21 protein-coding genes are annotated in these 19,831 nt (G+C 55.0%); 14 read left to right on the plus strand and 7 right to left on the minus strand.

Annotated features, from left to right (window positions below):
* Nucleotides 1-28: 28 nt before the first annotated feature.
* Nucleotides 29-1,612 carry a sulfatase-like hydrolase/transferase gene (locus F3J26_RS19080; protein ID WP_166995441.1) on the minus strand — a complete coding sequence of 528 codons (1,584 nt, stop codon included), beginning with the start codon at nucleotides 1,610-1,612 and terminating at the stop codon, nucleotides 29-31.
* Between the two features lie 321 nt (nucleotides 1,613-1,933).
* On the minus strand, nucleotides 1,934-2,062 hold the full coding sequence (mntS, locus tag F3J26_RS19085; RefSeq protein ID WP_008461033.1) for a manganase accumulation protein MntS: 129 nt from the start codon (nucleotides 2,060-2,062) through the stop codon (nucleotides 1,934-1,936).
* 190 nt (nucleotides 2,063-2,252) lie between these two features.
* Between mntS and mntR the strand changes: the two genes are divergently transcribed.
* The 3 genes from mntR to F3J26_RS19100 all read left to right on the plus strand — a co-directional run bounded on the left by mntR (nucleotide 2,253) and on the right by F3J26_RS19100 (nucleotide 5,002).
* Nucleotides 2,253-2,720 carry a manganese-binding transcriptional regulator MntR gene (mntR, locus tag F3J26_RS19090; protein ID WP_008461034.1) on the plus strand — a complete coding sequence of 156 codons (468 nt, stop codon included), beginning with the start codon at nucleotides 2,253-2,255 and terminating at the stop codon, nucleotides 2,718-2,720.
* 2 nt (nucleotides 2,721-2,722) lie between these two features.
* A complete protein-coding gene (locus F3J26_RS19095; RefSeq protein ID WP_166995442.1) occupies nucleotides 2,723-3,835 on the plus strand; it encodes an SLC13 family permease in 1,113 nt (370 codons plus the stop codon).
* Between the two features lie 123 nt (nucleotides 3,836-3,958).
* The gene (locus F3J26_RS19100) at nucleotides 3,959-5,002 is read left to right on the plus strand and encodes an aldo/keto reductase (protein ID WP_166995444.1); all 1,044 of its coding nucleotides are present in this window, start codon (nucleotides 3,959-3,961) and stop codon (nucleotides 5,000-5,002) included.
* Between the two features lie 60 nt (nucleotides 5,003-5,062).
* Here the strand turns inward: F3J26_RS19100 and F3J26_RS19105 are convergent, their stop codons facing one another.
* From F3J26_RS19105 to F3J26_RS19115, 3 genes are read right to left on the minus strand one after another with little or no spacing between them, the layout of a single operon-like run.
* Nucleotides 5,063-5,503 carry an acetyltransferase gene (locus F3J26_RS19105; protein WP_166995445.1) on the minus strand — a complete coding sequence of 147 codons (441 nt, stop codon included), beginning with the start codon at nucleotides 5,501-5,503 and terminating at the stop codon, nucleotides 5,063-5,065.
* A gap of 17 nt (nucleotides 5,504-5,520) precedes the next feature.
* Nucleotides 5,521-6,333, minus strand: a complete 813-nt coding sequence (locus F3J26_RS19110; RefSeq protein WP_166995447.1) for a Cof-type HAD-IIB family hydrolase — start codon at nucleotides 6,331-6,333, stop codon at nucleotides 5,521-5,523.
* Between the two features lie 11 nt (nucleotides 6,334-6,344).
* Nucleotides 6,345-7,550, minus strand: a complete 1,206-nt coding sequence (locus F3J26_RS19115) for an MFS transporter (protein ID WP_166995448.1) — start codon at nucleotides 7,548-7,550, stop codon at nucleotides 6,345-6,347.
* A 110-nt stretch (nucleotides 7,551-7,660) separates the two neighbouring features.
* On the opposite strand from F3J26_RS19115, the gene F3J26_RS19120 reads away from it, so the two are divergent.
* The gene (locus F3J26_RS19120; protein ID WP_008461046.1) at nucleotides 7,661-8,221 is read left to right on the plus strand and encodes a TetR/AcrR family transcriptional regulator; all 561 of its coding nucleotides are present in this window, start codon (nucleotides 7,661-7,663) and stop codon (nucleotides 8,219-8,221) included.
* A gap of 205 nt (nucleotides 8,222-8,426) precedes the next feature.
* Here F3J26_RS19120 and F3J26_RS19125 read toward each other — a convergent pair whose 3' ends face one another.
* Nucleotides 8,427-10,109 carry an aspartate:alanine antiporter gene (locus tag F3J26_RS19125; RefSeq protein WP_008461047.1) on the minus strand — a complete coding sequence of 561 codons (1,683 nt, stop codon included), beginning with the start codon at nucleotides 10,107-10,109 and terminating at the stop codon, nucleotides 8,427-8,429.
* 297 nt (nucleotides 10,110-10,406) lie between these two features.
* Between F3J26_RS19125 and ybjM the strand changes: the two genes are divergently transcribed.
* Nucleotides 10,407-10,796 (plus strand): inner membrane protein YbjM, encoded by a 390-nt coding sequence (gene ybjM / locus F3J26_RS19130; protein ID WP_166995450.1) that lies wholly within the window; start codon nucleotides 10,407-10,409, stop codon nucleotides 10,794-10,796.
* 26 nt (nucleotides 10,797-10,822) lie between these two features.
* Here the strand turns inward: ybjM and F3J26_RS19135 are convergent, their stop codons facing one another.
* Nucleotides 10,823-11,095: a GrxA family glutaredoxin gene (locus tag F3J26_RS19135; protein ID WP_008461049.1), complete on the minus strand. Its 273-nt coding sequence runs from the start codon at nucleotides 11,093-11,095 to the stop codon at nucleotides 10,823-10,825.
* A 175-nt stretch (nucleotides 11,096-11,270) separates the two neighbouring features.
* Here F3J26_RS19135 and F3J26_RS19140 point away from each other — a divergent pair, with 175 nt between their 5' ends.
* The 9 genes from F3J26_RS19140 (at nucleotide 11,271) to potG (ending at nucleotide 19,827) form a co-directional block, all read left to right on the plus strand.
* Nucleotides 11,271-11,570 carry a DUF1418 family protein gene (locus F3J26_RS19140; RefSeq protein ID WP_166995451.1) on the plus strand — a complete coding sequence of 100 codons (300 nt, stop codon included), beginning with the start codon at nucleotides 11,271-11,273 and terminating at the stop codon, nucleotides 11,568-11,570.
* The gene (gene nfsA, locus F3J26_RS19145) at nucleotides 11,554-12,276 is read left to right on the plus strand and encodes an oxygen-insensitive NADPH nitroreductase (RefSeq protein ID WP_008461053.1); all 723 of its coding nucleotides are present in this window, start codon (nucleotides 11,554-11,556) and stop codon (nucleotides 12,274-12,276) included. The genes F3J26_RS19140 and nfsA overlap by 17 nt, the downstream gene beginning before the upstream one ends.
* Nucleotides 12,277-12,416: 140 nt before the next feature.
* Entirely contained in the window at nucleotides 12,417-13,250 is an 834-nt protein-coding gene (xapA, locus tag F3J26_RS19150) for a xanthosine phosphorylase (RefSeq protein WP_166995453.1), read from the plus strand.
* Nucleotides 13,251-13,278: 28 nt separating this feature from the next.
* Complete coding sequence (locus F3J26_RS19155) at nucleotides 13,279-14,535, plus strand: nucleoside permease (protein WP_008461055.1); 1,257 nt, start codon at nucleotides 13,279-13,281, stop codon at nucleotides 14,533-14,535.
* A gap of 65 nt (nucleotides 14,536-14,600) precedes the next feature.
* On the plus strand, nucleotides 14,601-15,506 hold the full coding sequence (locus tag F3J26_RS19160) for a LysR family transcriptional regulator (RefSeq protein WP_008461056.1): 906 nt from the start codon (nucleotides 14,601-14,603) through the stop codon (nucleotides 15,504-15,506).
* Between the two features lie 75 nt (nucleotides 15,507-15,581).
* Nucleotides 15,582-16,484: a 30S ribosomal protein S6--L-glutamate ligase gene (rimK, locus tag F3J26_RS19165; RefSeq protein WP_008461057.1), complete on the plus strand. Its 903-nt coding sequence runs from the start codon at nucleotides 15,582-15,584 to the stop codon at nucleotides 16,482-16,484.
* Nucleotides 16,485-16,576: 92 nt separating this feature from the next.
* The gene (locus F3J26_RS19170; RefSeq protein ID WP_008461058.1) at nucleotides 16,577-17,056 is read left to right on the plus strand and encodes a YbjN domain-containing protein; all 480 of its coding nucleotides are present in this window, start codon (nucleotides 16,577-16,579) and stop codon (nucleotides 17,054-17,056) included.
* Nucleotides 17,057-17,439: 383 nt separating this feature from the next.
* Nucleotides 17,440-18,552 carry a spermidine/putrescine ABC transporter substrate-binding protein PotF gene (gene potF, locus F3J26_RS19175; protein WP_008461059.1) on the plus strand — a complete coding sequence of 371 codons (1,113 nt, stop codon included), beginning with the start codon at nucleotides 17,440-17,442 and terminating at the stop codon, nucleotides 18,550-18,552.
* Between the two features lie 141 nt (nucleotides 18,553-18,693).
* Nucleotides 18,694-19,827, plus strand: a complete 1,134-nt coding sequence (gene potG, locus F3J26_RS19180) for a putrescine ABC transporter ATP-binding subunit PotG (protein WP_166995454.1) — start codon at nucleotides 18,694-18,696, stop codon at nucleotides 19,825-19,827.
* The last annotated feature ends 4 nt before the right edge of the window (nucleotides 19,828-19,831 follow it).

Consider the following 19,831-nt stretch of genomic DNA (forward strand, 5'->3'; position numbering starts at 1 on the left):
GATTTTTTTATCGGTTAACCGGCAAAAGTTAACGTGTCCTGGTCTCAAACATATCCGTCTGCAGATGAGTATAGTCCACTTTCTTCAGGTTGAAGTTGGTTATCCAGACGGGCCCGGCCTTTTGCTCGGAAATAAATTTGTACTTCGGCGTAAGCTCTTTCGCCTTAATCCCCGTCCACGCAGAGAAGAAGTTGAGGAAATCATTGGCGCTGCGGCGTGCTTTGATTAGCCGGTGCGCGGTGTCATCGCTCGACAACACCATAAATGGCACCTGGAAATTTTGCTGGAACTTATCGTCGTGCGCCAGATATTGCACGTCGGTGCCGCGCTCTTTGAACGCCAGGCCGTGGTCGGAGAAATAGACCATTGAGAAGCTGTTCCCGGTGTTTTGTAACTGCAGATAAAGCTGTTTTAGCAAGTCGTCGGTTTGCGTCATGCTGTAGAGATAGCAGGATGTCTCTTTAGATTGCACAAAATCTTTGTATTTCCCCTGAGTGCGATCGCAGGCCTGTGGGTGCGAACCCATCAAATGCAGCACAATCAGCTGCGGCGTGTTGCGCTGAGTAGCAAACACCTGGGCCGTCATTTTTAACAAAGCTTCATCGCGAGTGTTTTTATCCGCCTCAAAATCCCCATTTTTCAAAAACTGCACTTCGTCAGCGCGTTTGGCGATGCTGGCGATGGCGGTATCGTATTCGCCGATTTGGCCCTGGTTTGAGAACCACCAGGTCTGGAAGCCCGCGCGGTTTGCCAGGGTAACAAAATTGTCCTGATACTGGGGTTTGCCGTCCACGACCCGGTTCAGCGTCAGCCCCAGCGATTTTTGCGTTGAGCCGCTGGCGGAGACGTAGTCCATAAACAGATTGCCTTTGACCTGGCTTGCAAAGGGCGTGTTGTCCCAGTGGCCGCCAAAGGCTCCCAGCGCATCGCGGCGGGCGCTCTCGCCAATCACTACGACGTAGGTATGGTATTTAGGCTGCACCGACACTACGTTCCAGGAGTCTTTTTGCTGCGACAGTTCTTTCATGCGCGCCTGCTCCTCGATAACTTCGTGGTTGTTGACCACGACATCTTTCACGAAGCGCACCACCGGGTAGCCAGTATCTTTAAATTTAAACACGCCGCCGTAGGCTAGGTTGGTTACCGGCGTGACAAAAAAACAGACCACGCTGACGGCGAGACATAAGCTATCGAAATGACCCCAGGCGCGTTTTTCTTCACGTTTGCGGCGCAGCGCCATCACCCCAAGGGCGAGAATAAAGAGAGACACCACGTAGCTGTACCACGGGAAGATGGTCATGATTTCCGTGGATTCTTCAAAGTTGGTTGAATGCAGCGCCAGCAGAGTATTGAAGTTGGGCGAGCCGTAGGCCTGGCCGAACGGGAAGTACATGGCTGCCACGAGGCTGCAAAGCCCAAGCAGGATTTTCTGGACGCTGGGAGCGGTGCGCCACAGCAGCATAAGGACGCAGCTAAAGGCAATGGCGTAAAGCAGGCTGAAGGCATAGCCCAGCGCGAAGTTTATCAGCAGAGACTGCAGAAAATAGAAACCTGCCCACGGATTCAGCGCGATTCCGCGCGCAGTCAGGGTATCTTTAACCGTTACATTCATCTTTATTATGGTCTTGCAAAACGCCATGCGGTGACCCTGGCGATAAGGGCAGAGCCTGCCTGACAGACGGAAACGAAGGGGAATTGCACCGCATCTGCGAGCCGCTTCATGTGCAGGGCTGCAAGAAGATAGAGCCGTAAGATAAGAATATCAACTGATAACAGAGCGAGGTTTTGCGAAGCTGATTGCAAATCCGACAAATGATGGGGTTAAAGCTCGGCCAGAGTAGCCATTAACGGGGATTTTGCAGGGGAATTGTGACAAAAGGATGATCGTTCGCGCGGAACGCTGAACAAAGTCGCCAGGCGGCGTGGCCTGGCGTTATTGTTGTTTTTCTTCTTTCTGCTGGGGTTTACCGGCAACCCAATCACAAATCATGTTCAGCAGCATTAAGCGTACCTGGAAGGGAGATTGTGTAAACACGTTGATGCACCTCTTAAATTCGTTCATAGCGTCCTCCTGTTAGCCGTGCGACCGTTTTTCCGTAAACAAGCCTGACTGCATTACATACAGGTATAGCACAGGCTATATTTTATAGCCATGGCTATTTCGTTAATTTTTTGTGGATGAGCAATGCTGGTTTACAATAAAGCCTTCCGTCGTCAGATGACGACGCCGCGCCACTGGAAGAGGAAGCACTATGAGCCGTCGGGCAGGGCAAAAGAACAGCGAAAAAGTGACGCCATTACCGAATATTGAAGAGCATGTTGAGGGCTTCAGGCAGGTACGCGAGGCGCACCGCCGCGAGTTAATTGATGATTATGTTGAGCTGATTTCGGATTTGATTCATGAAGTGGGTGAAGTTCGCCAGGTAGATATGGCAGCCCGGCTCGGCGTTTCCCAGCCGACGGTTGCCAAGATGCTAAAACGCCTGGCGTCCGTCGGGCTGATTGAGCAGATCCCATGGCGCGGCGTCTTTTTAACGCCGGAAGGTGAAAAACTGGCGCAGCAGAGCCGGGAACGGCACCAGATTGTTGAAAACTTCTTCCTCGCACTGGGCATCAGCCCGGAGACCGCGCGTATTGATGCCGAAGGTGTGGAACACCACGTCAGCGAAGAGACGCTGGAGGCTTTCCGCAAATTCAGCGCAGAGCGAGGCATCGGTTAAACATGCTGCTGCGTCTTGCGCAGCCGTTCCTGCGCGATCGATTCCTGCATTTATTGTTGTTAATCGGCGTCGCCCTGAGCCTGGCGGTGCCGTTCCGCCCGGCTTTATGGCCCGCCGCCATAGACTGGCACACCATTATTACCCTGGCCGGGCTGATGATGTTGACCAAGGGCGTCGAGCTGAGCGGTTATTTCGAGGTGCTGGGCCGCAAGATGGTGGCGCGGTTTGCCAACGAGCGGCAGCTGGCGCTGTTTATGGTTACGGCAGCGGCAGCACTGTCGACCTTCCTGACTAACGATGTCGCGCTGTTCATCATTGTGCCTCTCACCATCACGCTGAAAAAACTCTGCTCGGTGCCGGCCAGTAAGCTGATTATTTTTGAGGCGCTGGCGGTCAACGCCGGCTCTTTGCTCACGCCTGTCGGTAACCCGCAGAACATCTTACTGTGGGGGCATTCCGGGCTCTCTTTCGGCGCTTTCACCTGGCAGATGATGCCGCTGGCGCTGGCCATGACCGCCAGCCTGCTGGTGTTGGCGTGGCTTTGTTTCAAGCCAAAACCGCTGTGTTACCACGGTGAAGTGAATGACAGCCGCTGGCAGCCTAAGCTGGTCTGGTGCTGCCTGGCGTTTTACATTGTCTTTATTCTGGCCCTGGAGCTTAAGCTTGAGCTTTGGGGGCTGGGGCTGATTGCGCTTGGGTTCCTGGGGCTGGCGCGCAAAGTGCTGCTCAGTATCGACTGGAGCCTGCTGGTGGTATTTATGGTGATGTTTATTGATGTTCACCTCATCACCCAACTTCCGGTGCTGCAGCACTCGCTTCAGGGCGTGGCGCAACTCTCTCCTGGCGGGTTGTTTGGCCTGGGTATTTTGCTGTCACAATTCATCAGCAATGTGCCTGCCACCATTTTACTGCTGAACTATGTGCCTGCTTCGCTGCTGTTGGCCTTCGCGGTCAATATCGGCGGTTTTGGTCTGTTGCCGGGTTCGCTGGCGAACTTGATTGCCCTTCGTATGGCCAACGACCGTCGGATCTGGTGGCGGTTCCATCTCTATTCTCTCCCTATGTTGCTTTGGGCCGCGCTGGTCGGCTACGGCTTATTACTGCTTTTACGCTAGCGCCCACTCAGGCAGAAACAGGCAAGGAATGAGCAGAAATCCCCCATTCCAGAATCGCGGGCGACGCGTATAACTGGCAGTCCGCACTCTTCCTTCCTGAAATCCTGAACATGAGGTACCGCTATGCGTTATAAAAAATTAGGAAATACCGGCCTGTTTGTTTCAGAGCTTTGCCTGGGCACCATGACTTTTGGTGGTGAAGACGGTATATGGGGAAAAATAGGCCAACTCGCGCAAAATGATGCCGACAAGCTGGTTGGACGCGCGCTGGAGGCCGGGATTAACTTTATTGATACCGCCAATGTTTACTCCGGCGGGCGTTCGGAAATCATCACCGGCCAGGCGCTGAAAAACCTTAATGTGCCGCGTGAGAATGTGGTGGTGGCCACCAAAGCATTCGGCGAAACAGGCACCGCCGGGCCGAACTCTCGAGGTTCATCGCGTTTTCATCTGCTAAATAGCGTCAAAGAGAGCCTGCAGCGGCTGCAGCTCGACTATATCGATCTGTACCAACTGCACGGTTTTGACCCCGCGACGCCGATAGAGGAAACGCTGCGGGCGCTGGATTCGCTGGTACAGCAGGGGCTGGTTCGCTACATAGGCGTTTCCAACTGGGCGGCCTGGCAAATCATGAAGGCACTCGGGATTTCCGAACGCCTGGGACTGGCACGTTTTGCCTCTCTGCAGGCTTATTACACCCTTGCCGGGCGCGATCTGGAGCGAGAGCTGGTGCCGATGATGCAAAGTGAAGGCGTCGGCCTGATGGTGTGGAGTCCGCTCGCGGGCGGGCTGCTCAGCGGCAAGTACGACCGCGACGGGAAAGCCGAAACCGGCAGCCGCCGCCTGGAGTTTGATTTTCCACCGGTAAACAGGGATCGCGCGTTTGATTGCGTGGATGTGATGCGTGATATCGCCGATGCCAAAGGCGTTTCCGTGGCGCAGATTGCGCTGGCCTGGCTGCTGCATCAGCAGGCAGTGACCACGGTCATCGTGGGCGCGAAGCGCATTGAGCAGCTTGAGGATAATATCGCTGCGACGGGGGTTCAGCTTAGCGCGGACGAGCTTGACAGGCTGAATGCGGTAAGTGAGCTGCCGCGCGAATATCCGGGCTGGATGCTTGAGCGGCAGGGTGAGTATCGCCGGGAACAGCTGAAGAATCAGTCATAAATCGGGAATAATTTAGCCCTCTCCCGGAGGGAGAGGGGGAAAACAAGCGATGCGATAAAGCTATCGTTTCAGCTTCAAATGCAGCAAAGGGAAAGGATTCCCTTCACCGTCGAGTTCAGACCGCCCGGTCCGGGCAAATCCCATATGCAGATAGAAGCCCACGCCCTGCGGATTCTGCTCATTCACATCTACCTCATCGACCTGCAAATGTTCAATGGCATAGTGCAGAAGCTGCTTGCCCACGCCCATGCCACGGCTTTCAGGCGAAACAAACAGCATTTCAATCCGATTTTCGTGGCAGCCGATAAAGCCCAGAGGCTCACCGGTTTTGCCAGCTGCCAGCTGCATCGGGATCTGTGGCATGTAGAGTTCGCGCACCTGGGGCTTTAACGCCCTGATATTTTCTTCAGGTAAAAAGTCATGCGTGGCGCGAACGGATGCTTCCCAGATTTCCGCCAGCGCATCAAAATCCGCCGGGTTTGCTTGTCTTATCGTTAACATTCTTGTTCCAAAGGTCGTTAGTTAAACGGCGCTTCTTTCTTCAGGATCTTGTCGATCACATCCAGCACGCCTTGTTGATTGCAGTGCCCTGCCTGGTAGCTGGCAATGCGTTTGATTTTGTCCGGGGCGTTGGCCATCGCAAACCCGTATTGCGCCTGAGTCAGCATCTCGATGTCGTTGCCGCCGTCGCCAAAGGTCACCACTTCGCTGTCCTGGATGCCCCATTTTTCCTGCAGGATTCGCAGGCCGTTAGCCTTATGGATCCCCGGAATAATCAGGTCGATAGAGCCGTGCCCGCTGGTGACCGGCACCATAATGCCTTCCAGCTCTGCGCCCAGGGCGTCCATAGTTTCATCGAGCTGGCTGTCCGGCAGGTTCAGGGCAAACTTGAAGAACACGTCGTCGAGGCCGGAGAAGTTTTCCACGTGCTCAAGGCGGTGATAGTACTTCGCCGCCAGCGCTTTAAAATCGTCACTATAGCCGTTGAGGGTATAACCGTTATGCTTGCCGCAGGCGATGATCTCCACGTGCGGCAGGGTCAGCAGGTGATCGACCACCGTGTTGAACTCTTGTCTGGTCAGCTCGCCGTTGAACAGATCTTCGCCTTCGCTGACCACCCAGCCGCCGTTATCGGCGACAAAAGAGATCTCGTGGGCAATCTCCGGGAAGAAGGAGATAAGCTGAAAATACTGGTTCCCGCTGGCCACCACAAAGCGGATGCCTTGCTCTTTCATCTGCTGATATTGCGCGGCAAAGCGTTCGCGGTTGTAGGTTTTTTCATCATTAAGAAAAGTGCCGTCCATGTCTACTGCAATCAGTTTGATGCTCATTGAACTCTCCATTATTCAGTTTCTAAAGTCTGGCCGGAAGATTGCCCCGGTTTGGCCACGGCGCGGGCGACCAGCGCCGCAATCACCATTAGCGTCAGCACAACTAGCATGGCCTGGCGCAGCCCGTAATGCTCGCCGAGGAAGCCCAGCAGCGGCGGCCCGACTAAAAAGGCGACATAGCCCGAAGCGGCAACGACGCTGACGCGGCTGGCCGGATCGGGGCCGGTATCACCCGCCGCTGAAATGGTCAGCGGGAAGCCTAAAGAGGTGCCCAACCCCCACAGAATCACCGACACGCCGGCAAGGAAGGCGTTGTCGACAAACACAATGGTGCCGATGCCAATAATGCCCATGATCGCACAGGCGCGGACCACAATAACCCGGCTGTAGCGGTCAATAAACCAGCCGCCGGTGAAGCGCCCGACCGTCATGCCGAGGGTAAAGCCTACGTAGATAAGCGACCCGGAAGTTGGGCTAAAGCCGTGCCCGTCCACCATCAGCAGCGGCAGCCAGTCGTTGGCCGAGCCTTCGGCAAAGGCCATCGCCAGCACGACAAAACCAATCAGCAATAGCTGAATATCTTTGTAAAACGGTCGGTGCGGCTCGTGGGCTTCGGTGTTCTCCGGGTTATCTTTGCCCACGCCGTGCGGCACGGCGATAAGCGCGATGGCAATCGGCGCAATGGTCAACAGACCAATCAGCAGCAGGTGCCCCCAGGACACGACGTTCCACGCGGTTAACGTCAGGCCAATCCCGGCGCCAACGAGCGTGCCGAGGCTAAAGAAGCCGTGCATCATCGGCAGCACAGTTTTCTTCATCAGGCTCTCGATAATGGCCCCTTCGACGTTCATAGCCACTTCTGATGAACCCATCCCGCTGCCGAGCAGCGCCAGGCCGAAGGCAAACAGCACCGGGGAGGCGAGGTACAGCGCGAAGCTCATCATTAACATTCCGGCGACCATCAGCGTCATGCCGCTGAGAATAATGGTACGGGTGCCAAAGCGTTTCACCAGCCAGCCGGAACAGAGAATACCGCCCATCGAGCCTATCGACAGGCCAAATAATACGATGCCCATCCCGGCCGTCGAGACGCTGAGCGTATCGCGGATGGCGGGCGTGCGTGTGGCCCAGGATGCCATCACCAGGCCCGGAAGGAAGAAGAAGGTGAATAACGCCCAGGTACGGAGCTGTAGGGCTTTTCTCTGCGAAACAGACATGAACAACAACCAGTGAAAGAGAAACAGGGGAGCAGACTAGCAAGCTTGTGTACATTTGTACACATCCCGGTATAGACTCTTTGTCATACTCTAAATTCAGGTAGGTAATGATGAGCAAAGCCCCGCGCCGTAATGACCCCGAACGTCGCTCGCGTATTTTGCAGGCGACGCTGGATATGGTGGTAAAGCACGGCATCAGCGATATCACGCACCGCAAAATTGCCGCTGAGGCTGGCGTTTCGCTGGGGTCAATGACCTACTATTTTGCCGGGATTGAATCGCTGCTTTGCGAAGCGTTTACCCTGTTCGCCCACCAGATGTCGGACAGCTACCGGGAGCGCATGCAGCAGGCCACCAATCGCGATGAGGCCTGCGAAGCGATTGTCGATATGATTTGCGGCGGCTGCGTGGCCACGCCGTATAACATGCAGGTGATGTACCAGCTTTATGCTTATGCCAGCTGTAATCCGCAGCTAAAAGATATCATGCAGGAGTGGATGATTCGCAGCCAGCAGGCGCTGGAGCCGTTTTTCGATCCGCTAACCGCCCGGGCGCTGGATGCTTTCCTGGAAGGCATGACGCTGCACTACGTCACCGATCGCGAACCGATGGGGCGCGATGATATGCGGGTGATGGTGCGCAGGATTGTAGGGACAGGGGATGCAAAATAAAGCGAGTGGAGGGGTTAGTAAGCGTTTGTTATTGAAACCCTAAAAAATAAAAACCCATCAACCTTGAACCGAAAGCGGCGGGGTTGATGGGCTCCACAAATTGGGGACATCAAAGAAAAGCAGTGGCACTAATTCAGACTGACGCCCCGAAAGAAAGTTCGCTCAGGCATAAAAAAAAAGTATTTTTCTTTGTCTGTGGTTGCGATCACAAACCTGGCCATATCACAACAATTAATGTACCGGCCAGTGTTAACAACACGTTAGCGATGGCATAGGTGCCGGCGTACCCCAGCGCAGGAATGTTGCTGCGGGCGGTGTCGCTGATGATTTCCATCGCTGGCGCACAGGTTCTTGCCCCCATCATCGCGCCAAACAGCAGGGCGCGGTTCATTCGCAGCACATAGGCGCCGAACAGGAAGCAGATAATCACCGGCACCAGGCTCACGATAAGCCCGGAAATTAGCATCTGGCCGCCTACCGCACCGAGGCCGTTGCTGATGCCACTGCCGGCGCTCAGGCCAACCCCCGCCATAAACACCATCAGGCCGAACTCTTTCACCATATTTAGCGCCCCCTGCGGAATGTAGCCGAAGGTGGGGTGGTTGGCGCGCAGGAAGCCAAGCATGATGCCCGCAAACAACAGGCCAGCGGCGTTCCCGATGCCGAAGCTGAACGAGCTGAACTGGAAGGTGACCATGCCCACCATCAGGCCAATAACAAAGAAGGCGCAGAAGGCCAGCAGGTCGGTTATCTGGCTGTGAATGGAGATAAAGCCGATGCGCTCGGCAACGGTTTTCACGCGTCTGGCATCGCCGCTGACCTGCAGGACATCGCCTTTGTTCAGCACGATATTGTCGTCGATGGGCATTTCAATCTGGCTGCGGATCACGCGGTTCAGGAAGCAGCCGTGGTCGGTGAGCTTGAGCTGCGCCAGGCGACGGCCCACGGCATTGTGGTTTTTCACCACAATTTCTTCGGTGACGATGCGCATATCCAGCAGATCGCGATCGAAAACCTCTTTGCCGTTTCTGAAGCTTGGGTCGAGGCGCGAGTGAGAATCCGGGTAGCCCACCAGCGAGATTTCATCACCCATTTGCAGCACGGCATCGCCGTCCGGGTTAGCCAGAATGCCGTTGCGGCGAATACGTTCGATGTAGCAGCCGGTCTGGCGATAAATACCCAGTTCGCGCAGATTTTTACCGTCGGCCCAGGCAACCAGCTCAGGCCCGACGCGATAGGCGCGGATCACCGGGAGATAAACTTTGCGGCTCGCGTCGGTATCCAGACCGCGCTCGCGGGCAATTTGCTGGGCGCTGGTCTGCAGATCCTGATGCTGCAGCTTCGGCAAATAGCGAGCCCCCACGATCAGGCTGACCAGGCCAATCAGGTAGGTCAGGGCATAGCCGAGGCTCAGGTTATCCAGCGAGGTCGCAAGCTGCGCGGCGGGGATGCTTGAATGGCGCAGGGTATCGCCCGCGCCGACCAGTACGGGCGTGGAGGTCATGGCGCCGGCGAGCATACCGGCCGTCAGGCCAATGTCCCAGCCAAACAGTTTGCCCAGCCCCAGCGCAATCAGCAGGGCGCTGCCAACCATCACCAGGGCCAGCATCAGATAATTTTTGCCGTCGCGGAAGAAAATAGAAAAAAAGTTTGGCCCGGCTTCGACGCCTACGCAGAAAATGAACAGCATAAAACCCAGATTTAGCGCGTCGGTATTGATCGAGAAATGCTGTTGCCCGAGTAATAAAGAGACCACTAAAACACCAATGGAATTACCCAGTTGCACCGGACCGAGGCGTAATTTCCCCAGGCAAAGTCCGAGCGTTAGTACAACAAATAACAAAAGGATGTAATTCCCGTTTAACAAATCTGCGACGTTTATATTCACGAAGGCTAACTTCTTGTTTACCAGTAAGCTGTTGAAAGAGATAGAGTTATGCGCTAAGGTTTTGACGGTTCCGTCAGCGGCGACCGGCAAATTATCACGCATATAAATATCTCACGCGACGACCGAATTTCTGCCGCTAGTTTAATCTTTCTCTGTATCAGCGGCTAGTAAGAATATTGTGCTAAATGTGGCAATGCTTTATCGGCACGGATGGCCAGGCATTATCAAATCGGGTAAAGACGCTGCTGAATTTTCCGGCAGGGTATTTTCGAGCAAAAGCAGATGTCAGGAGGTAAAATGCACAGACGTGCGCAAAAGTGGTTAGGAATTACCTGCTGCTTCGTGCTCTTTATTCTGGTTTTTCTTTCTCTGCGCCTGAACGTGATGGGGCGGTTTATTGCCACCGGGCACTATGAGCTTGGGCTGCTGTTTTTCCTTCTCCCGGGTGCCGTGGCCAGCTTCTTTTCCCAAGGCGATCGAGTGGTCAAACCGCTGGTGGGAGCGATGCTTGCTTCGCCGTTCTGCCTGTTGATTGCCCACCTGTTTTTCCCCGTCACACGCTCGTTCTGGCAAGAAATGGCCTGGCTACTGAGCGCTGTCTTCTGGTCGTCCCTCGGTTCGCTGTGTTATCTGCTATTTTTTATGTGTAAGAACCGGAGTCGCGCGCATAAAAAAACCGACTACTGAGAGTCGGTTTTCTGTATTCGTAAAGTTTACTGCGCGGTCTGGAACAGGTTCAGATGTTCTTTCGCGTAAGCTTCAAAATCGGTGCAGCCACCAATGTGCTTCTGATCCAGGAAGATCTGCGGCACGGTTTCAACCGGTTTACCCACGGTTTTTTCCAGGTCAGCTTTGGTGATGCCTTCTGCGTGGATGTCAACATAGCGGAAGTTGAAGTCATCACGCTCGGCGGTCAGTTTCTCAGCCAGTTCTTTAGCGCGAACACAATATGGGCAGCCAGGGCGTCCAAAAATTACTGCAAACATGCTCTCTCCTCAGTTTTTATGGCCGATACGAACCGGCGAATGCGCTTATAATGCCGATATCCGTCACATTTTTAAAGAAGGTCGTGCCTGTTAGTTCGATGCCCGTAGGCTATCTCCTTTCAGTGGGAGGGGCGCGGACTCGATGATAGCTGGCCTGAACACAGGAGGTGCCGCTATGCGCGCGGTCGGATCGTTACCCAAATCGGTGATTGTGCTGGAGGCGGTGGGGATAGGTTTTTTGGCACTCGCTTTTCTCTCGCTGCAGGGATACCTGACGCTGCCCGCACCTGTGGCCACTGCAACGGCGGCCATAGTCATGGTATTTATTGGCCTTGGGCTGATGCTGCCGGCGGCAATCATCATGACGTGGCATATTGCTAAACGTCTTGCCCCGCAGCTGATGCCGCCTGATTCTGCTTCAAAACTCTCTGATATAAAAAAGCCAAAGGAAAATCGCGATGACGCCGACCATTGATCTGCTTCGTTCCCACCGTTCCATTCGTCATTTTACCGGGGAACCTATTACCGACGAGCAGCGCGAAGCCATTATTGCCAGCGCACAGGCAGCTTCTACTTCCAGCTTCCTTCAGTGCAGTTCAATCATTCGCATCACGGATAAAGCGCTGCGCGAGCAGCTGGTGCCGCTGACCGGCGGGCAAAAGCATGTGGCGGAAGCCGCCGAGTTTTGGGTGTTCTGCGCCGACTTTAACCGCAATCTTCAAATCTGCCCGGACGCCCAGCTTGGGCTGGCGGAACAGCTGCTGCTTGGTGCGGTCGATACCGCGATTCTGGCGCAGAATGCGTTTACCGCCGCAGAATCGCTGGGGTTGGGCGGGGTCTATATTGGCGGCATCCGCAACAACATTGAAGCGGTGGGAGAGCTGTTGGGCGTGCCGAAATACGTGTTACCGCTGTTTGGCCTTTGCCTGGGCTGGCCTGCTGCCACGCCGGATATCAAGCCACGTATGCCCGCTGCGATGCTGGTGCATGAAAACCGCTATCAGCCGCTGAACAGGCCGCTGCTGGACGAGTACGACGAGCAGCTGGCGCAGTATTATTTGAGCCGGGACAGCAATACACGGCGCGACACCTGGAGCGACCACATCAGCCGTACCATCATTAAAGAAAGCCGGCCTTTCATTCTGGATTACCTGCACAAGCAGGGCTGGGCGACACGCTAATTCACGCGGCTGCCAGGCCATCAAATCGGCGATCGATACATTTTCAGTATTAATCGTGGCCTCAAACGGTATTGGTTTCATCCGTCGGTGAGTCGTTATAACTGCTGAAGTTATAACGACAATCTGACAAGGAACCTTCTATGCCAACCTCTGCTTTTGATAATTCGCCTTTCTACGCCGCCGACATTATTCGCGCCCGCATTAACGGTCTGGTACCCCGCATCGCTTTTATTCTGGGCTCCGGGCTGGGGGAGCTGGCGGAAAAAATCGACTCCCCTGTAACATTTTCCTACGAAGATCTGCCCGGGTTCCCCGTCAGCACCGTCCACGGCCATGCGGGCGAACTGGTCGTCGGCACGCTGGCTGGCGTGCCTGTAGCCTGTATGAAAGGGCGGGGGCACTTTTATGAAGGGCGTGGAATGTCGGTGATGACCAGCGCAATTCGCACTTTTAAGCTACTGGGATGCGAAATACTGTTTTCTACCAACGCCGCCGGTTCTCTGCGCCCGGAAGTGGAACCTGGAAGCCTGGTGGCACTCAGCGATCATATTAATACGATGCCGGGCACGCCGACCGTTGGGCCAAATGATGAGCGGTTTGGTGAGCGCTTTTTCTCGCTGGCAAACGCCTATGATGCCGACTATCGCGCTGTACTCCAACAGGTTGCACATGAGCAGGGGTTCCCGCTGCACGAGGGAGTATTTGTTTCTTATCCAGGGCCAAACTTCGAAACCGCAGCGGAAATTCGCATGATGCAAATCATTGGCGGCCACGTAGTGGGGATGTCGGTTGTGCCGGAGGTGATCAGCGCCCGCCATTGCGGCCTGAAGGTGGTTGCCGTCTCGGCGATTACCAACCTTGCCGAAGGGCTGGGGAGTATTCAGCTTTCCCATGAACAGACGCTGAAAGCGGCTGCGCTGTCGCGGCAGAACTTCATTAACCTGATTTGCGGCTTCCTCGGCAAACTGGCCTGATCCTCACTGAGCAAGGCAGGGAAAACAGATGGCGATTAAACTCCGCTTAAAAATCATGCTGTTTTTACAGTACTTCATCTGGGGGGCGTGGCTGGTCACTTTGGGATCTTACATGATCAATACGCTCGGCTTTAAGGGGGCAGATGTTGGCATGGTTTACAGTACCAAAGGGCTTGCGGCGCTGCTGATGCCGGGTCTTATCGGCATTGTGGCCGATAAATGGCTCCCGGCCAATCGGGTGTACTCTCTCTGCCATCTGGTGGGGGCGGGGATGCTGGTCTGGGCGGCCAGCATCGACCAGCCGGGGTTGATGTTTTGGGCAATGCTGGGTAATGCCCTGGCCTTTATGCCGACCATTGCGCTGTCCAATACGGTGTCTTACGCCTGCCTGGAAAAAAACGGACTGGATACGGTGACGCATTTCCCGCCTGTGAGGGTGTTCGGTACCGTGGGCTTTATTGCGGCGATGTGGACCGTTAGCCTGATGCGCATAGAGCTGAGCAGCATGCAGCTCTATATTGCCGCAGGGGCTTCCGGTCTGCTGGCGCTGTATGCGCTCACATTGCCGACTATCCCGGTGATAAAAAGCCAGGCCACGCGCAGCTGGGTGAGCCGCCTGGGGCTGGACGCGTTTGTGCTGTTCAAAAAGCCACAAATGGCGGTTTTTTTCCTGTTCGCCATGCTGCTTGGGGCGGTGCTGCAAATCACCAATACTTTCGGTAACCCTTTCCTGCATGATTTTGCCCGTCAGCCTGAGTTTGCCAGCAGCTTTGTGGTGCAGTATCCCTCGATTTTGCTGTCCGTCTCGCAGATGTCGGAAGTGGTCTTTATTTTGACGATCCCTTTCTTCCTGCGGCGTTTTGGCATTAAACAGGTCATGCTGATGAGCATGGTCGCCTGGGTGCTGCGCTTTGCGCTGTTCGCCTGGGGCGATCCTTCTGTCTTTGGTTTTGTGCTGCTGTTGCTGTCGATGGTGGTGTACGGCTGCGCCTTTGATTTCTTTAATATCTCTGGCTCCGTGTTTGTTGAGCAAGAGGTGGAGTCACGTATTCGCGCCAGCGCTCAAGGGCTGTTTATGACGATGGTGAACGGGGTTGGGGCGTATTTCGGGGCGATTGTCAGCGGTTATGTGGTGGATTATTTCACCACCGATGGCGCCAAAGACTGGCCGACTATCTGGCTGGTTTTTGCTGGCTATGCGCTGGTGCTTGCCGTCGTCTTCCACTTTAGCTTCCACTATCACCACCGCCAGCAGAGTGATTCTTCGGCATCGCTCGCACATTAAGGCTCCTGGCCTTACAGCGAGCGTAAGCGATGGTAATTTATGAGGCTTGCCACTCAGGGAGCCTCATGAATACATCTCAGCGTATCTATCGCACCGATCTTAAGCTGCTGCGCTATTTTCAGGCCGTAGCCGAGGAACTGCACTTTGGCCGGGCCGCCGCGCGGCTGAACATGTCGCAGCCTCCCCTGAGCTTTCATATCAAAGAACTGGAAGCTCAGCTGGGGACGGTACTGTTTATCCGCCATTCCCGGCACGTGGCGCTGACTCACGCAGGCGAAGTCCTGCTGGAAGAGACAAAACAGCTGCTGAACAACGCAAGCCTTGCGCTGGCCAGGGTTGAGCAGATTGGCCGTGGTGAAGGCGGTCGAATTCAGCTAGGGATTGTTGGCACCGCCATTTGGGGTGGGCTGCGGCTTGGGCTACAGCGGTTTATTGCTGACTATCCCGCCATTGATGTGACCTTCCGCGAAAAGTCCCCGGGGGATCAGCTTGCTTTGCTTGAACGTCACGAGATTGATGCCGGGATCTGGCGGATGGAAACCAGCCCGCCCGGTGGCCTTAAGAGCGAAAAGCTGCATGAGGCGACATTTATGGTCGCGCTGCCGGAGCAGCACCCGCTAGCCCGGCAGCAAACGGTGGACATTACCCAACTGCGGCATGAAGCGTTCGTGACGATGACCGCCATTCACTCTGACTGGACTTTCCTGCAACGTGTTTGCCGTGAAGCTGGTTTTACCCCGAGGGTTGTTCGTGAGGCGGTGGAGCCGCAAACCGTCCTGGCGCTGGTGAGCATTGGTTTCGGGCTAACCATCATCGCCGACAGCTACGCACAGATGAACTGGCCTGGCGTGGTGTTTCGCCCCCCGGCGAGGCCGATACCCGCCGACCTGTATGCCGTTTTTGATCCCGTCCATCTCACCTCGACCACAAAGCAATTAATTGAGGCACTTAAGATGTCTCCCACCGATTAGTCCGTCGTTGAAAGGTGAAGGCAGTGGTATGATTAGCGGGCGGTTAATTTTGGTCTGGTTGCTCAGAGGTGCAGGTTGAAAATCGCTATTTTATCCCGGGATGGAACGCTCTACTCATGCAAGCGCCTGCGCGAGGCGGCAACGCGTCGTGGTCATCAGGTGGAGATCATTGATCCCCTTTCTTGTTATATGAACATTAATCCGGCCGCGCCTTCCGTGCATTACAAGGGGCGTCAACTGCCGCATTATGACGCGGTTATCCCGCGTATTGGCTCGGCTATCACCTTTTACGGCACGGCGGTGCTGCGCCAGTTCGAAATGCTGGGAAGCTATCCGCTGAATGAGTCGGTGGCGATCACCCGCGCGCGGGACAAGCTGCGCTCGCTGCAATTGCTGGCGAAGCAGGGGATTGATTTGCCGGTGACGGGGTTTGCCCACTCGCCGGACGACACCAGCGATCTTATTGATATGGTGGGTGGCGCGCCGCTGGTGGTGAAGCTCGTTGAAGGTACGCAAGGAATTGGCGTTGTGCTGGCTGAAACGCGGCAGGCGGCGGAAAGCGTGATTGATGCGTTTCGCGGTCTTAACGCCCATATTCTGGTGCAGGAATACATCAAAGAAGCGAAGGGCAGAGATATTCGCTGTTTGGTGGTGGGGGATGAGGTTGTGGCCGCCATTGAACGGCAGGCCAAGCCCGGCGATTTCCGCTCAAACCTGCACCGTGGCGGCGTCGCGCATCAGGTCACAATTACCGATCTTGAGCGAGAAGTGGCGCTAAAAGCGGCCAGCACGCTGGGGCTGGATATTGCCGGGGTGGACATTTTACGCGCTGAACGCGGGCCGCTGGTGATGGAAGTGAACGCCTCGCCGGGGCTGGAAGGCATTGAAAACACGAGCGGGGTCGATATCGCCGGACTGATGATCAAATGGATAGAGCGGCAGGCCCGCCCTGGGTACTGTCTTAAAACCGGGGGATAATTACCAAATCGGCGCTAATGCATAGTATGACGTGTCATTTTTGCGTAAGATGGCACGTTAATTTTTGAACAGGTAATGAGGTTTTTGCGTTTATGGATTCACTCGTGGTCCCGACTCTGGACACTTTACGCCGCTGGCTGGATGAAACTGGCGTAACCTTTTTCGAGTGCGATACCTGCCAGGCATTGCATTTGCCCCATATGCAGAACTTCGATGGCGTATACGACGCGAAAATCGATCTCGTGGACAACATTATTCTGTTTTCCGCATTGGCAGAAGTTAAGCCGTCGGCGCTGCTGCCGTTGGCGTCCGATCTCTCCTCGATCAACGCCAGCTCGCTGACGGTGAAAGCGTTTCTCGACATCCAGGATGATAACCTGCCCAAGCTGGTGGTGTGTCAGTCGTTGTCTGCCTCCGTGGGCATTACCCGCGAGCAGTTTGCCGCCTTTGTTCAGCAGAGCGAAGAGCAGGTTTCGATGGTGATCCTCGAGGCTTGCGCTAATCAGCTGCTTTTTGTGGCCGAAGAAGAAGAGCGCGACGGCACAATTATTCACACCCACTCTCTGCACTGATCCTTTCTTTTTTTAACGCAGCGGCCACCAGCGCCGCTGCGTTCTGCATGTTTTTATTCTGTCATAAAGCCGTCACAGCCAGACAAATCCCTGCCATAAGGCGCGTTTTTGCCGCCTGAATAGACGAAAGATGTCTAAAAAGTTGATAAAAGGCGTTTTTTCATCCGGGCTATAGTCGCCAACCCTGGCTACAGTTATTCTTGCTTGGCCGTAAAAACGAGCAACGTCTGCGTGAAGATTACCCAAATTCTTTTTCAGCAGAATGAATAGAGATGCATGAATTTTGCATGCTAAAAAAGCGTGCGGCGAATGCGGATAAGCCACATTGCGTAAATTCGGCTCATTCGAGTCTGGTTTGGCCTTTATTCAGAAGGAATGAAATTATGCTCTACCTACGTAAAAAAGGGTTGTTGGGGATGGTTGCTGGCGCGCTGATGGTGGCTTCTGCCGCCAGCTCTGCCGCCGAACAAAAGACGCTGCACGTTTATAACTGGTCTGACTATATAGCCCCGGATACCCTGGCAAACTTCACGAAAGAGACCGGCATCAAAGTGGTCTACGACGTGTTTGATTCCAACGAAGTGCTGGAAGGGAAGCTGATGGCGGGCAGCACGGGCTATGACCTGGTGGTGCCGTCTTCGCAGTTCCTTGAGCGCCAGGCGCAGGCCGGCATCTTCGAGCCGCTGGATAAAAGCAAACTGCCGAACTACAAAAACCTCGACCCGGAAATGCTCAAGCTGGTGGCGCAAAACGACCACGACAACAAATACGGCATTCCGTACATGATGGTGACGACCGGCATCGGCTACAACGTCGATAAAGTGAAAGCCGTGCTGGGGAAAGACGCACCGGTGGACAGCTGGGATCTGATCTTCAAGCCGGAAAACCTTGAAAAACTGAAAAGCTGTGGCGTGTCGTTCCTGGACGCGCCAAGTGAAATTTACGCGACCGTGTTGCACTACCTGGGCAAAGATCCGAACAGCACCAACGCCGCGGACTACACCGGGGCGGCTAACGATCTGCTGATGAAGCTGCGGCCAAATATTCGTTACTTCCATTCGTCGCAGTACATCAACGACCTTGCCAACGGTGACATCTGCGTGGCGATTGGCTGGTCCGGGGATATTCTGCAGGCGGCAAACCGCGCCAAAGAAGCTAAAAATGGCGTGAATGTTGCTTATTCCATTCCTAAGGAAGGCGCGATGGTCTACTTCGATATGTTTGCCCTGCCGGTAGATGCGAAGAATAAAGACGAAGCGTACCAGTTCCTGAACTACCTGATGAAGCCGGACGTTATCGCCAACATCAGTAATCATATTTACTACGCGAACGCCAACAAAGAAGCTACGCCGTTACTGAGCGAAGAGGTCCGCAGCAATCCGGGAATTTACCCGCCGGCGGATATTCGTGCCAAGTTGTTCACACAAACGGTGATGCCAGCGAAGATTGACCGGGTTATCACCCGCGCGTGGACTAAGGTTAAAACAGGCAAATAGTCCTGTGACACCCTGCACCGGGCGGTTGCACCAGAGTTGTGCAATCGCCCCAGCCTGAACGGAAGCCCTTGTTTCCAGAATGGCGAAAAGTACGGCAACCGGGCCGTATCTTCTTTTTGCTTTTGCCGGAGAGCAACAGAATTGAACGACGCAATCCCTCGCCCGCAGTCCAAAACACCCAAAGCGCTGACGCCGCTGCTGGAAATTCGTAACCTCACTAAATCGTTTGATGGTCAACATGCCGTGGATGACGTCAGTCTGACCATCTACAAAGGCGAAATTTTTGCTTTGCTGGGCGCCTCGGGCTGCGGCAAATCCACGCTGCTGCGCATGCTGGCGGGGTTTGAACAGCCAAGTGCCGGGCAAATCATGCTTGATGGCGTCGATTTGTCGCATGTGCCGCCTTACCAGCGCCCAATCAATATGATGTTCCAGTCCTACGCGCTGTTCCCGCACATGACCGTGGAGCAAAACATCGCCTTTGGCCTGAAGCAGGACAAACTGCCGAAGGCGGAAATTACCAGCCGGGTGGCAGAAATGCTGACCCTGGTACACATGCAGGAGTTCGCCAGGCGCAAGCCTCACCAGCTGTCCGGCGGCCAGCGTCAGCGCGTGGCGTTAGCCCGAAGCCTGGCCAAGCGTCCCAAATTATTGCTGCTCGACGAGCCGATGGGGGCGCTGGATAAAAAGCTCCGTGACCGGATGCAGCTGGAAGTAGTGGACATCCTTGAACGCGTCGGCGTGACCTGCGTGATGGTGACCCACGATCAGGAAGAGGCGATGACCATGGCCGGGCGAATAGCCATCATGAATCGCGGCAAGTTCGTGCAAATTGGCGAGCCGGAAGAGATTTATGAGCACCCAACCACCCGCTATAGCGCAGAGTTTATCGGGTCGGTAAACGTCTTCGAAGGGCTGCTGAAAGAGCGTCAGGACGACGGGCTGGTGATAGACAGCCCTGGACTTGTGCATCCGCTGAAGGTGGATCCTGATGCTTCCGTGGTGGACGGCGTACCGGTCTTCGTTGCGTTGCGCCCGGAAAAGGTGATGCTTTGCGAGGAGCCGCCCGCCGATGGCTATAACTTTGCCGTCGGAGAAGTAGTGCATATCGCCTACCTCGGCGATCTCTCCATCTACCACGTTCGGCTGAAAAGTGGGCAGATGATCAGCGCCCAGCTGCAAAATGAGCACCGCTACCGTAAAGGAGCGCCCACCTGGGGGGATGAAGTTCGCCTGTGCTGGGATGCCGACAGCTGCGTGGTTCTGACGGTTTAAGGGG

The organism is Enterobacter sp. Ap-867 (assembly GCF_011752855.1).
GTDB lineage: Bacteria > Pseudomonadota > Gammaproteobacteria > Enterobacterales > Enterobacteriaceae > Cedecea.